Raw genomic sequence first — 11,948 nt, forward strand, 5'->3', positions numbered from 1 at the left:
GTTCTAGACCTGCTCGACCGTTTGTTCAATTGCCCCAAATATCGAATGCCCGGATTTGTCGAGCATTTCCATCCGCACAACGTCGCCCGGTGACATGAAGGGGGTCTTGAATTCGCCGGTCGCAATCTTCTCGATCATGCGGATTTCGGCGATGCAGGAATAGCCGAGACCACCCTCGCTGACAGGTTTTCCGGGGCCACCATCGGCGCCCTTGTTGGAGACCGTGCCAGAGCCGATCACCGTGCCTGCTGACAGGGGCCGCGTCTTGGCCGCGTGGGAAACGAGCCGTGCAAGGCTGAACGTGGCGTCTTCGGCGGCCTCGGCGCGGCCGAATGGTTGGCCATTATAGTCCACATGCAGCGGCAGATGGACAAGGCTACCCTGCCACGCCTCGCCCAGCTCGTCCGGCGTGACCGCGACCGGCGAGAACGCGCTTGGCGGCTTGGACTGGAAGAAGCCGAACCCCTTGGCCAGTTCGCCGGGGATCAGGCCACGCAGCGAGACGTCATTGCACAACATGACCAGCTTGATGTGATCAGCGGCCTCCGCCTCGCTCGCACCCATCGGCACATCATCGGTGATAACGGCGATCTCCCCTTCCATGTCACAGCCCCATGCCATGTCACCCAGCGGAATTGCATCGCGCGGGCCCAGAAAGGCATCGGAGCCGCCCTGATACATCAGCGGATCATCATAAAAGCTTTCCGGCACTTCCGCGCCGCGTGCCTTCCGCACCAGTTCGACGTGATTGATATAGGCCGACCCGTCCGCCCACTGATAGGCACGCGGCAGCGGGCTTTCGCAATCATGCTCGTGGAAACGTGCGGTCGGCACGCTGCCCAGTTCCACCTGCTCGGCCAGCTGCTGCAGCTTCGGGGCATAGACATCCCATTTGTCGAGCGCCGCCTGCAGCGTCGGCGCGATGCCTGCCGCATCCGTGTAGCGGGTCAAATCCTTCGAGACGACAACAAGGCGGCCATCGCGGGCACCATTCTTCAGTGTGGCGAGTTTCATTCAGTATCTCCGCTGCGTTTCAGGAAAAAGAGTGTGTTGGACGCGTCCGAATTGGCAAAGCCGATATCCGGCAGGCCGTCGCCGTTCATGTCACCCACCGCGAGATCGTACGTGTCTTCATCGCCCGGCAACAGGGTCCGTTGCGGCAGGCCTTCAATGTTCATCACAACCGCGTTCGGGCCTTCATTGGCGAAGATGGCATCCGGGCGGCCATCGGCGTTGAGATCAATCACGCGCAAGCCCTGTGATACCTCGTCCTCCGGGCCGATCAGCGCGGCGCGGGGAAACCTGTCCCCCTCATTCAGGAACACACGGTTCGCACCTGACAATATGGCCGTAACAAGATCAAGGTCGCCGTCCCCATCCCAGTCTCCCAGCGCCACGGAGCGGGATTCCCATTCTGCGTTGCCGACGAGCACCGGCGCGGCATACCCGTCACCATTGCTCAGGAAAACCGCGAGTGTCGCATCGCCGCGCAGGGCGAGAACCATGTCCACCTCACCGTCATCATTCAGGTCGCCGGTTGTGACCCCAACTGCAGGCAGGTCGGACAATTGAACCGTTCTTGCGTCGGGCCCGAGCGGCCCCAGAGCGATGAAGGAGCCGCCCTTTCGGTCTGCGATGATGAGATCCGCCGCGCCGTCCTTGTTGATGTCCGCCATTGCGCAGTCGCGCGCCGCGCTGGCCTCGCCAATCTCCCCAGCCTCCGTCAAATGCCCTGCCCCGTCATTGCGGAACACGGCGACAGGCAGCCAGTCCCGCGGGACGAGCAGGTCCATGTCACCATCATCGTCGATATCCGCCGGGCAACCGCCATAACCAGTTGTACGCCATTCCCCGATCTCTGCTGCCATCGGGAAGTGGCCTTTGCCATCATTCAACAGCAACACATCGGCAACGGGCCAGTGGCGGCCATTCACCGAGACAATATCGAGATCCCCATCGCCATCGAAATCCGCGAAGCTGATCCCGGCGCTGAAATCATTCTCGCCGCCAAACCAGTTGAACTCTTCAAAATGAGTCAGGCTCTCAGTGTCTGTCAGCGGGATCACCAGCCGGTCAGCATGGGCAGGCAGTAACGCACACGCGGCGAGTAGAACTGATACCACCGACACGGTCCCAGTCTTCAGTGTGGCGAGTTTCATGGTTCAGCTTTCGTCTGCGATTTTCTCGTGCAACCAAGCGGCATGGCGCGGCGCCTTCTTGGTCGCGCTCCATTCCTCGATCATCGGCTGGGCAACGTCTTTCAGCTGCGCCATCTGCTCCGGCGTGCCGATGTCGGCGGCCAGTTCGATGCGGTGGCCATTCGGATCAAAGAAATAGATCGACTTGAAGATGCCGTGATGCGTCGGGCCGAGCACGTCGAGGCCCATGCCTTCGAGGTGGGCCTTGGTCGCCATCAACTCATCCATGGAGCCGACACGGAAGGCGATATGCTGCACCCATTGCGGCGTATTCCGGTCACGGTCCATGTCCGGCTGGGTCGGTAGTTCGAAGAAGGCCAGAACATTGCCGTTCCCGGCATCCAGGAAGACATGCATGTACGGATCATGCGCGCCCGTCGACGGCACCTTGTCCTCGGCAATGGCCAGCTGGAAATCCATGCCCAGCGCATCGCGATAGAACTCCACCGTCTCCTTCGCATCCTTACAGCGATAGGCAACATGGTGAACGCCTTTCAGGGGAGCGGGAGCCGTCATTACGCGTCCTCCTCTACCTTGAGCGCGCCTCGCTCAATCTGGTCACGTTCCATGCTTTCGAACAAGGCCTTGAAATTGCCCTCGCCGAAGCCGTCCTTGTAGTCGCCCTTGCGCTGGATGAACTCGAAGAAGACCGGGCCGATCTGCGCCTGCGCAAAAATCTGCATCAACAGGCGCGGCTCCCCGCCCTCGGTCGTGCCGTCCAGCAACAGGCCGCGGGCCTTCAGGCCCTCAACGTCTTCGCCATGGCCCGGCAGGCGCCCGTCCAGCATCTCGTAATAGGCGGCCGGCGGCGCGGTCATGAAGGGCACGCCGCGTTCTTTCAGGCGGTCATAGCACGCATAGAGATCGTCACAGATCAGCGCGATATGCTGGATGCCTTCGCCATTGTATTCGCGCAGGAATTCCTCGATCTGGCCCTTGCCGCCCTCGCCTTCCTCGTTCAGCGGGATGCGGATCTTGCCGTCCGGCGCCGTCAGCGCCTTGGAGGTCAGGCCGGTATATTCGCCCTTGATGTCAAAATAGCGGATTTCCTGGAAGTTGAAGAGCTTCTCATAGAAATCTGCCCAATATTTCATCCGGCCACCATAAACATTGTGCGTCAGGTGATCGATCAGCTTGAAGCCGGCGCCAACAGGATTCTTGTCCACACCCGGCAGGTATTCAAAGTCGATGTCATAGATATCGAGATCGTCGCCATAGCGGTCGATCAGGTAGATGATGGAATTGCCGATGCCGCGGATGCCTGGAATGTGCAGCTCGCTCGGGCCGGTATTCACGTTCACCGGCTCGGCGCCTTGAGCCAGAAGGTGCTGGTAGGCCTTGCGGGCATCGCGCACGCGAAAGCCCATGCCGCAGGCGGATGGGCCATGCTCACGGGCGAAATACCATGCCGCGGATTTGGGCTCGTAATTGGTGATGAGGTTGATACCGCCCTGGCGCCACAGCTCGACATCCTTGGTCCGGTGGCGGGCAATCTTTGTGAAGCCGATCAGCTCGAACACCGCTTCCAGATGGCCTTTTTCAGGCGCGGAAAATTCGATGAACTCGAAACCGTCGAGGCCGGCGGGATTTTCAAAAAGGTCTGCCATGGTGCGCTCCAGTCGTAATTCCGGGGGGTCAAAACTATTAGTTTCATATGTAACTATTTGACAGGCGGAACGCAACCCTGAATCAGTAATCCATGCCTGATATTGAAAACGTTTCTTTGCTTCGCCTGCGCGAATTCCTGCCCTACCGCCTGTCGGTCCTGTCGAACACGATCTCGACGCGGATCGCGAGCCTGTATGACCGCGAATTCGGTCTCTCGATCTGGCAGTGGCGGGTCATGGCCGTGACCGGCGACCGGCCCGGCATCAGTGCCACCGAAATCGGCCAGCTGACCGCCATGGACAAGGTCGCGGTCAGCCGCGCCATCGCTGCCATGATCCAGATGGGCTATCTGGAGCGCAAGACGTCAGAGACCGATGGTCGGCGCTCCCAGCTCTTCCTGACGCCGGCTGGCCGCGATGTGTACGAACTCATCGTACCGATGGCGCTCGGCGCGGAACAGGAATTGGCCAGCAGCCTGACGGAAGACGAGCAGAAACAGCTCGAACGCCTGATGGGCAAACTCGCCGATGCCGCCTCCCCTGACCGCCCGCTCTGGTAATGCTCAGGCCAACGGCCAGAACATCGGGATGACGATCATGGACGCCGCGAACATGACGAGGTTCAGCGGCACTCCGATCTTCAGGAAGTCCGAGAATTTGTACCCGCCCGCACTGTAGACCAGTGTATTGGTCTGGTAGCCGATGGGGGTCGCAAAGCTCGCACTGGCCGCAAACATCACGGCCACGACAAAAGGGCGTGGATCAATGCCCAGCTGACTTCCCAACCCAATGGCGATGGGCGTCAGCAGGATCGCGGCAGCATTATTGCTCATGATTTCGGTCAGGAAGGATGTGACGAGGTAGAGCACCGCCAACACGGCCAGCGGCCCCATCCGGCCCGTCAGTCCGGCAAGATGCCCGACCAGCAGGCTGGCCGCACCGGTTTTCTCCATTGCCGTGCCAAGTGCCAGCATGCCGAAGATCAGCATCAGGATGTCCCAGCGGATCGCGCGATAGGCTTCCTGATGGTCCAGGCATCCGAGCGCAACGACGGATGTTGCCGCAATCAGCGCGAGCGCCGAAATCGGCAGCACGCCCAGCGCAGCCAGCCCCATCACCGACACCAGCGCGACAATCGCGATGGGTGCCTTGCCCCGTCTCATGGCGCGCTCGGTCGTCTCGGTAAGATTGTTGAGAATGCCATCATCAAACAATTGACGCATGCCCCGTGCCGGACCCTCCAACAGGACCGTGTCGCCCACGTCGAAGCGGATGTCGTCTGTATTGGTGACATTCTCCCCGCGCCGGTGGATCGCCAGCACGTAGACACCATAGAGGCGTGCCAGGCCGAGCCCATTCAGCGACCGGCCGGTCAACCGCGATTGCGGCCCGATCACGCCTTCCATGATGACGGTCTCGCTGGTCTGGATCGGTTCAAAGGCAGGCCGCGCATCGGAGGCCGACGCACCAATGGCGATGCTGCCTGCCTCCTTCAGTGTCAGGACTTCTGAGACCGGTGTACGCAAGACGATCCGGTCTCCGGCCTGGATCGACAGGTCGCGCAAATCCGCCCTCAGCGACAATCCATCCCGGAAGACATCAATTACCTTGAATCCCTTCTCTGCAGAAAACCCGGTTTCGGAAACCGTCTTTCCGATCAGCGGCGACCCCAAAGGGATCAATATCTGCGCCAGAAATCGCCGGTCCTTCGCATTCGGCAACATGTCCACCAGCGATTCCCGCGTCGGCAACAGGAAGGGCGAAGTCAATGCGAGATAGGCAGCCCCGACCAGCGCGAGGATCACCCCGGCGCCTGTGATCTCGAACACGCCGAACGGGGCCAGCCCCGCCTCCTGAGCGACGCCGTCCACAAGGATGTTGGTCGAGGTGCCGATCAGCGTCGTCGTACCGCCAAAGATCGCCGCGAAGGAAAGCGGAATCAGCAGTTTTGACGGCGTCACGCCGATCGTCCGCGCGAGTTGGATCACCACAGGGATCAGCACCACGACGATTGGCGTATTGTTCATGAGGGCGGACAGGATCATCACGCCCAGCATCATGGCCAGCATTGCCACTACTGGCGACGCCCGGCTGGCGAGTCGCGAGACCAGCCGTCCAGCCGCATCAATCACCCCGGTTCGCTCCAGCGCCGCCGATAACACGAACATGGCCGCAATCGTGATCGGCGCGGAATTCGAAAAGACCGAAAGTGCCTCAGGCACCGACAAAATACCCGTGAGCAACAATGCGCCCATCGCCAGCAGCGCGACGACATCCGCCGGCAGGACTTCCCTCACGAAACCGAAAAACACGATCCCCACCAGCAACAGCACGATGGCAATCTCTACCCCCGGCAGGGCCAGAATATCAGCGGGCATGGGGTCAGCTCCAATGGCAACCGCGCATCCTTACATGACCGCGAATTGTTCCACTACTGAGCTTTTCTAAATCCAGCCGATATGGCCAGCCCTATCTGGACCCGCGCCGCCGCACTTTCAGCGACCGTTCCACGAAGGCATCTTCCTCAAGCGTGAACCGCTCGACGAGGCGCGCAAGGAAGGCCGACAGCTGGTCGCGCACTTCATAAGGCGCTTCCATCGGCAGGAAGTGGGTCGTGCCGCGCACCGCCTTCATCATCATGGCGGGATAGGACAGGATCAATCGCGCGCGCACCTTGTCGCTGATCACGGAATCCCGGGTCGGCCTCAAAATGGTCATCGGGATATGGTGTTTCTTTACGCGGCGTAGGGCACCCCAAGGCCGGTTGCGCTGGGCGGCAAAGGTCGCTGCTTCCCATTTCGGCTCACACAGCAGACGCCAGGTCTGCTCATCGCTATCAGCAGAATTGTGGTCGGTGCGTTCAATACCATCCAGCAGGTAATCTGCCAGAAAGGGCTCGCGCCATGATTTGAATGCGCCGCGACCTGTATAGGACTCAAGCGCCTCACGGAACGATCCGAACTCAGCGCGGCGTTTCTTGGCCTGACGGGCCATGGCATTGCGCCGCAGAAGGAATGAAATAGGCGACAGCATATGCTGCCAGAAATAAACCGATTTCGACATGATTACCGGGTCGGCCAGTACGAGGCCTTTGACGAGATCGGGTCGCTTGCCTGCCACCAACAGGGCCACGCACCCGCCCATGGAGTGCCCGCCCAGGATCACGCCCTGTGGCGCTTCTTTCTCCAACCACTCGATCACATCGTCGCGGTGGCGTTTCCAGGATTTCATGCGGCCGGGTTTGGCCTGCAATGTGGAACGACCATGCCCCCGCATGTCGAGCGCCGCCACACGCTGGCGAAGCCCGAGGGGCGCCAGCAATGACTGATAGGTCATTCCATTGAATCCGGTCGCATGCAGCCATACCGCAGAGAAGGGCTTGATTGGGTCACCGAATTCAATGCCGGCCATCTCTCCGCCGGCTTTGGCCTCATACGTAAATCGACGCATCAGCCCCTCGATCCAAAGACGCGCCGCAACAGATCGGTCGTCCGAGCCACAGGATTCTCACGGATCTTCTTCTCCTCTGCAGCCACGTAGTGGAACATGCCATCCAGTCCCAGTGTGACCGCGTGATTGGTCAAGTCATTTTGCAGGCTGGAGGTGACTCCCCCGACGCCATAGCTATTGGCGACCTGCTCAAGTGACGTGAATGCACCCGCCTGTGCAAGCGACGTTTTGACATAGGGTGTGAATGACGCACGCAGCTGGCTCTCGGTCTTCTCGCGCAGGTAGTCTGTCGCCGCTGTGTCGCCGCCATTCAGGATGCGTACAGCATCCTCAATCGTGATCTGGCGGATCGCTCCTATGACCAGCGTCTTTGCCTCCGGCACAGCTGCCTCCGCCGCCCGGTTCATACGCAATTCCAGGTCATCCAGTGGACCGCTCGCCCCGACGCGCGACAGGCCGGATTGGATATCCCGATAGGTTTTCGGAAGCGGAATACGAATTTCCGAATCTCCGAAATAGCCATTGGTCTGGCCCAGTTGCGCTGCCACGATGTTGGTGCCCACTGTGAGCGCTTCGCGGAGACCGGCATCAATTTCGGCCTGGCTGAGCGCACCGCCCTGCCCTGTTTGCTGGCCAATCACCTCGCCCAGAACCCGCCCCAGATCACCAGAGCTGCCCGTGGTCGCGCAGCCCACCGGCACCGTCAGCAGCGCCATAGCTGCGATCATCATTGGTCTCATGGCCGTCTCCTCCAGTTTTCTCCAGATGACCGTACTCGACGCCGTGACTGAATAGAAGCCACACGAGGATGTATTGCTGCAGCGCCAGCTCACCTTACGAACGTGTCATGGAAAATTTGTTGACCACGCATGTAGTCATGTCATACGACTACGCTTGTAGTCCAGAGAGGGGTTCTACACTATGAAGATTTCCGATGCAGAACTCGACGTGATGAGCGTGCTTTGGGCGCGGCCGGGCCTTGCCGCCTCGGATGTCCACGACGCGCTGGGCACCGAAAAGGACTGGACCAGCCGCACCGTCAAGACCTTGCTGGCCCGCCTTGTGGAGAAGGGCGCGCTAAGCACTGAGGAAGATGGCCGACGTTATCTCTACTATCCCCTCGTCGAGGAAGGCACCTACAAGGCCGGGGCCGCTCGCCAGTTCGTCGACCAGGTCTTTTCCGGTCGCGCAGCCCCCCTCGTGGCGCACCTTGCTGATACGCGCGGTCTTACGGCCGATGACATCGCAGAACTTGAAAAGCTTCTAGGGGAGTTGAAGAAATGATTTTCGACCTGAACAGCCTCAACTTCACCTATGGCGTACAGACCGTGATTGCGGTGTCTGTCCTGATCGCGCTCATTCTGTTTGCGCGCAAGCATGTTGCCCGGCAGTTCGGCGCGGGTGTCGCCTATGCGCTCTGGGCAATTCCGCTGGCCCGGCTTGTCCTGCCTCCCCTTTCCATGCCCACGCCGCTGGCCGGGTTCTTTGAGATGTTCCAGTCTCAATCACCTGCGGCGGCTGGGACGGCAGATGCTGCACCTGCATTCGTTCGCTCACCTGAACCCGTAGGATCCGCAGCCAACGCCGTCTGGGCTCCGCCAACAACCGGTCCTGAGGCTTCGAGCCCCCTGTTCGAAGTGGCTCATGGTCCTGCGGCCTTCCCGGAACTGTCCGAGCCTGTTTTGGGCGGACTCCTTCTTGGAACCGTGTTGGCCGTGTGGGCTGGCGGAGCCATCTACATGCTTGCCCGCAGTTCGTTTGCACACCACAGTTTCATGCAGACCCTGCGCCGCGAAGAGATGCCTGCCTCGCCCGAGCTCGCCAGCCTTGCCGACGATGTGGCCCGGCAGATCGGCCTGAAGCGCACTCCGCAGATTTCCACCAGCTTCATTTCATCTGGCCCGCTGGTCTCCGGCCTCTTTCGCCCGACTGTTCTGCTACCGGCCTGGTTCGAGGAAGACTATACCGTGTCCCAGCAACGGGCAGCGTTGGCGCACGAGTTGACGCATATCAAGCGCGGCGACCTCTGGGCCTTGCAGATGTCGGAAATCTTCGTTTCTGCACTCTGGTTCAATCCGCTGGCCTATATTGCACGACGCGCCTTCCGCACCGATCAGGAAGCAGCCTGCGACAGCGATGTGCTGAAATCCGGAGCGTCCTCCCCTCACGCCTATGGTGAGACATTGTTGAAGGCCGTTCAGCTTGCCCTGCCGGAGCGCCTGACCGCCGCGGCCAGCCTGCCCCTGACTCACGCCCTGAAGGAAAGAATGATCCGCATGACCACACCCAGCCCCTCCCGCTCGCGGCGTCTGCTCGGCGCAGGTGTTTCCGGACTTCTCGGCAGCGCGGCCCTCATGTCGTCAGCCTTCGTAGCCACCGCCTGTGCCTCTGCCGAAGCCGATGAAAAGGTCGATATGGCCGAACTCGCGGGCGGAGAACCCGACAACATCAACCCAGTTCCCCAGCATCGCAGTTTGCACTTCAAGGATGGCACATTGTTCATCGATGGCGACAAGGTCGAGGACCGGCAGGTCGTCATCATCGGCGATCCTTTCTCGGTCGATGCGATGACGCCGGAACTTGAGCGGGAAATTGAAATCCTGACATCAAAGATCGAAGCTGAAACGGCCGAAATCGAAACTCTGGTGGCCTCCATGCCGCACATCGAACTCGCCTTCGAAGGCTTTGACGAAGAGCTGAACCGGAAGATGGAGATGGCCTTCAGCTTCACCGACGAAACCATGCCGAAATCCGAAGCCGAGTGGGAAGCCTGGGCAGAGAAGGTCGAGGCACAGGCCGAGGAATGGGAAGCCCATGCCGAAGCGATTGCCGAGCGCGCCGAAGCTCATGCAGACGCCTGGGAAACCCGCTTTGAACCCCAGATGGACGCCCTTGAGGCTCGCATCGAAGCCCATGCCGATGCGCTCGAACGCAAGATCGAGATCGCCTATGGCGAGGAGTTCGAGGATGAAATGGAGCATACCCATATCGTACTGACCGATCTGGTCGAGCAATGCCGCGACGCCAATCTGGCAGAGGGCGAGACCCGGATCCTCGAAAAGAGCAGTAGCCAGGACAAGACCAGGGACGTGAAGATCGCCTGCATCAAGGGCGACAAGGACACGCTGAAAGCCAAGGCGACGATCAAATCCGTGATGAAGAGCGACAAGCTCGACGCCGCCGAAAAGAAGGCCTTCAAGAAGCAGGTCAACGGTTCGTCCAGCCACACGATCACGATTGAAACCGACACGACAGACGAATAACGGGTCCCGCTCGCGCATTGCACGGAATGCATAGGCGGAGTCCCCCGGCGCAGGTCCCATTGCGTCGGGGGCTTTTTTTTGCGAATGAGTCCCGCGCTTTGCGGTAATGGGATCGGCGTCTAGGGTGGCCCCCTGAATCGCGCTCCGGAGGATTTCCATGAAACGCCTGCTCGCCACAATGGCCATTGCCACCTGCCCGCTCGCTGCCTGTGTCACAGCGCCTGAGCCCTGCACGCAGGAATGGGTCGAATACAAGACCGACCGTATCCTCGGCGAGTTCGCTTCCGAAAATCGTGGTCTGATCAACGACCTGCGGCGCATTACTGATAGCGAGGGCGAACTCAACACATTCGCCACGATGCGGCTGATGTCGCGGACAGACGACCTTCAGAACTTTGCTGACAGCTTCCAGAATGTCGTCATCCCTGAACTGGAACTGGCGCTGGTGGAATGTGGGCAGAGCGATCAGTTCGCCCCTGCACTGACGGGCTTCCTGCGCGATGAAGGTGTGGACGAAGAGGCCTTGCAGTGGGTCGCGCCGATCATCGGCCTCATGCAACAAATGCGCGAAGATGATGTAGGCAACCCGCCGCGAGCCATGTAAGAGCGCGGCCATGAAAACGCTGATCGTTGTCCCCGCCCGCTATGGATCCACCCGGTTCCCCGGCAAGCCTCTGGTCGAGATCGCCGGCCGCACCATGGTGAGCCGGGTGGCCGCGATGGCTTCGCGTGCCGCCGCTGAACTGGATGATGCTGCAAGTGTCGTGGCCACCGATGACGAGCGCATCGCCAGCCATTGCCGGGACCTCGGCATTGAGGTCGTCATGACCGATCCGAACGTCCCGTCCGGCACGGATCGTGCCCTCGCCGCCGTCGACGCGATGGGGGTCACGCCAAACGTTGTCGTCAACCTGCAGGGCGACTCGCCCTTTACCCCACCCGCACATGTTGTCGCCGTCGCCGAAGCCGCCGCCAGTTCCGGCGCCGATGCCGCCACGCCCTATGTCCGCCTGACCTGGCAGGCGCTCGACGACTTCCGCGCGCACAAGAAAACCACCCCCTTCTCCGGCACAACGCTGGCGCATGACGCCGCTGGGCGCGCGCTCTGGTTTTCCAAGAATTTGATCCCCGCCATCCGCAAGGAAGACGCGCTGCGCCAGCAAGGCGACATGTCTCCGGTCTGCCGCCATATTGGCCTCTATGCCTATCGCCTCCCCGCGCTGCGCAAATATGTCAGCCTGCCGGAAGGCCATTATGAAAAGCTCGAAGGTCTCGAACAGCTGCGCTTCCTCGAGAACGGCATGAGCGTGCAATGTGTCGAAGTCGAGTCGGACACAATCGCCATTCCCGGCATTGATGCGCCGGAAGACGTGGCCCTCGCCGAGCGCCTGATTGCAACCCATGGCGACCCGCTGAAGGACTGACCGGAC

12 protein-coding genes are annotated in these 11,948 nt (G+C 60.7%); 5 read left to right on the forward strand and 7 right to left on the reverse strand.

Annotated elements, in window-relative coordinates:
- Positions 1 to 3 precede the first annotated feature (3 nt).
- From B3527_RS00825 to hppD, 4 genes are read right to left on the reverse strand one after another with little or no spacing between them, the layout of a single operon-like run.
- A complete protein-coding gene (locus tag B3527_RS00825) occupies positions 4 to 1,014 on the reverse strand; it encodes a fumarylacetoacetate hydrolase family protein (protein ID WP_290478687.1) in 1,011 nt (336 codons plus the stop codon).
- A complete protein-coding gene (locus B3527_RS00830; RefSeq protein ID WP_290478686.1) occupies positions 1,011 to 2,159 on the reverse strand; it encodes an FG-GAP repeat domain-containing protein in 1,149 nt (382 codons plus the stop codon). Before B3527_RS00830 ends, B3527_RS00825 begins: the two co-directional genes overlap by 4 nt.
- A 3-nt stretch (positions 2,160 to 2,162) precedes the next feature.
- Positions 2,163 to 2,714: a VOC family protein gene (locus B3527_RS00835; RefSeq protein WP_290478685.1), complete on the reverse strand. Its 552-nt coding sequence runs from the start codon at positions 2,712 to 2,714 to the stop codon at positions 2,163 to 2,165.
- Complete coding sequence (hppD, locus tag B3527_RS00840; RefSeq protein ID WP_290478684.1) at positions 2,714 to 3,805, reverse strand: 4-hydroxyphenylpyruvate dioxygenase; 1,092 nt, start codon at positions 3,803 to 3,805, stop codon at positions 2,714 to 2,716. The genes B3527_RS00835 and hppD overlap by 1 nt, the downstream gene beginning before the upstream one ends.
- A 92-nt stretch (positions 3,806 to 3,897) precedes the next feature.
- On the opposite strand from hppD, the gene B3527_RS00845 reads away from it, so the two are divergent.
- A complete protein-coding gene (locus B3527_RS00845; protein WP_290478683.1) occupies positions 3,898 to 4,365 on the forward strand; it encodes a MarR family winged helix-turn-helix transcriptional regulator in 468 nt (155 codons plus the stop codon).
- 3 nt (positions 4,366 to 4,368) lie between these two features.
- Here B3527_RS00845 and B3527_RS00850 read toward each other — a convergent pair whose 3' ends face one another.
- The 3 genes from B3527_RS00850 to B3527_RS00860 all read right to left on the reverse strand — a co-directional run bounded on the left by B3527_RS00850 (position 4,369) and on the right by B3527_RS00860 (position 7,995).
- Positions 4,369 to 6,183 carry an SLC13 family permease gene (locus B3527_RS00850; RefSeq protein WP_290478682.1) on the reverse strand — a complete coding sequence of 605 codons (1,815 nt, stop codon included), beginning with the start codon at positions 6,181 to 6,183 and terminating at the stop codon, positions 4,369 to 4,371.
- A gap of 91 nt (positions 6,184 to 6,274) precedes the next feature.
- Positions 6,275 to 7,255: an alpha/beta fold hydrolase gene (locus tag B3527_RS00855; RefSeq protein WP_290478681.1), complete on the reverse strand. Its 981-nt coding sequence runs from the start codon at positions 7,253 to 7,255 to the stop codon at positions 6,275 to 6,277.
- Positions 7,255 to 7,995 (reverse strand): DUF4197 domain-containing protein, encoded by a 741-nt coding sequence (locus tag B3527_RS00860; RefSeq protein ID WP_034815961.1) that lies wholly within the window; start codon positions 7,993 to 7,995, stop codon positions 7,255 to 7,257. The genes B3527_RS00855 and B3527_RS00860 overlap by 1 nt, the downstream gene beginning before the upstream one ends.
- A 181-nt stretch (positions 7,996 to 8,176) precedes the next feature.
- Here B3527_RS00860 and B3527_RS00865 point away from each other — a divergent pair, with 181 nt between their 5' ends.
- The 4 genes from B3527_RS00865 (at position 8,177) to kdsB (ending at position 11,942) form a co-directional block, all read left to right on the forward strand.
- Positions 8,177 to 8,539 (forward strand): BlaI/MecI/CopY family transcriptional regulator, encoded by a 363-nt coding sequence (locus tag B3527_RS00865; protein ID WP_034815959.1) that lies wholly within the window; start codon positions 8,177 to 8,179, stop codon positions 8,537 to 8,539.
- Complete coding sequence (locus B3527_RS00870) at positions 8,536 to 10,518, forward strand: M56 family metallopeptidase (RefSeq protein ID WP_290478680.1); 1,983 nt, start codon at positions 8,536 to 8,538, stop codon at positions 10,516 to 10,518. Before B3527_RS00865 ends, B3527_RS00870 begins: the two co-directional genes overlap by 4 nt.
- 157 nt (positions 10,519 to 10,675) lie before the next feature.
- Positions 10,676 to 11,122, forward strand: coding sequence for a hypothetical protein (locus tag B3527_RS00875; RefSeq protein ID WP_034815954.1), 447 nt, complete (start codon positions 10,676 to 10,678; stop codon positions 11,120 to 11,122).
- Positions 11,123 to 11,132: 10 nt separating this feature from the next.
- Positions 11,133 to 11,942: a 3-deoxy-manno-octulosonate cytidylyltransferase gene (kdsB, locus tag B3527_RS00880; protein ID WP_290478679.1), complete on the forward strand. Its 810-nt coding sequence runs from the start codon at positions 11,133 to 11,135 to the stop codon at positions 11,940 to 11,942.
- Positions 11,943 to 11,948: the final 6 nt, after the last annotated feature.

Origin of the sequence: Hyphomonas sp. UBA4505, assembly GCF_002388685.1 — a bacterium.
GTDB lineage: Bacteria > Pseudomonadota > Alphaproteobacteria > Caulobacterales > Hyphomonadaceae > Hyphomonas.

Coding starts and splice junctions, on each gene's coding strand:
- B3527_RS00865 (WP_034815959.1), top strand. CDS start 8,177: ATGAAGATTTCCGATGCAGAACTCGACGTGATGAGCGTGCTTTGGGCG.
- B3527_RS00860 (WP_034815961.1), bottom strand. CDS start 7,995: ATGAGACCAATGATGATCGCAGCTATGGCGCTGCTGACGGTGCCGGTG.
- B3527_RS00835 (WP_290478685.1), bottom strand. CDS start 2,714: ATGACGGCTCCCGCTCCCCTGAAAGGCGTTCACCATGTTGCCTATCGC.
- B3527_RS00825 (WP_290478687.1), bottom strand. CDS start 1,014: ATGAAACTCGCCACACTGAAGAATGGTGCCCGCGATGGCCGCCTTGTT.
- B3527_RS00845 (WP_290478683.1), top strand. CDS start 3,898: ATGCCTGATATTGAAAACGTTTCTTTGCTTCGCCTGCGCGAATTCCTG.
- B3527_RS00875 (WP_034815954.1), top strand. CDS start 10,676: ATGAAACGCCTGCTCGCCACAATGGCCATTGCCACCTGCCCGCTCGCT.
- B3527_RS00870 (WP_290478680.1), top strand. CDS start 8,536: ATGATTTTCGACCTGAACAGCCTCAACTTCACCTATGGCGTACAGACC.
- B3527_RS00830 (WP_290478686.1), bottom strand. CDS start 2,159: ATGAAACTCGCCACACTGAAGACTGGGACCGTGTCGGTGGTATCAGTT.
- B3527_RS00855 (WP_290478681.1), bottom strand. CDS start 7,255: ATGCGTCGATTTACGTATGAGGCCAAAGCCGGCGGAGAGATGGCCGGC.
- hppD (WP_290478684.1), bottom strand. CDS start 3,805: ATGGCAGACCTTTTTGAAAATCCCGCCGGCCTCGACGGTTTCGAGTTC.
- kdsB (WP_290478679.1), top strand. CDS start 11,133: ATGAAAACGCTGATCGTTGTCCCCGCCCGCTATGGATCCACCCGGTTC.
- B3527_RS00850 (WP_290478682.1), bottom strand. CDS start 6,183: ATGCCCGCTGATATTCTGGCCCTGCCGGGGGTAGAGATTGCCATCGTG.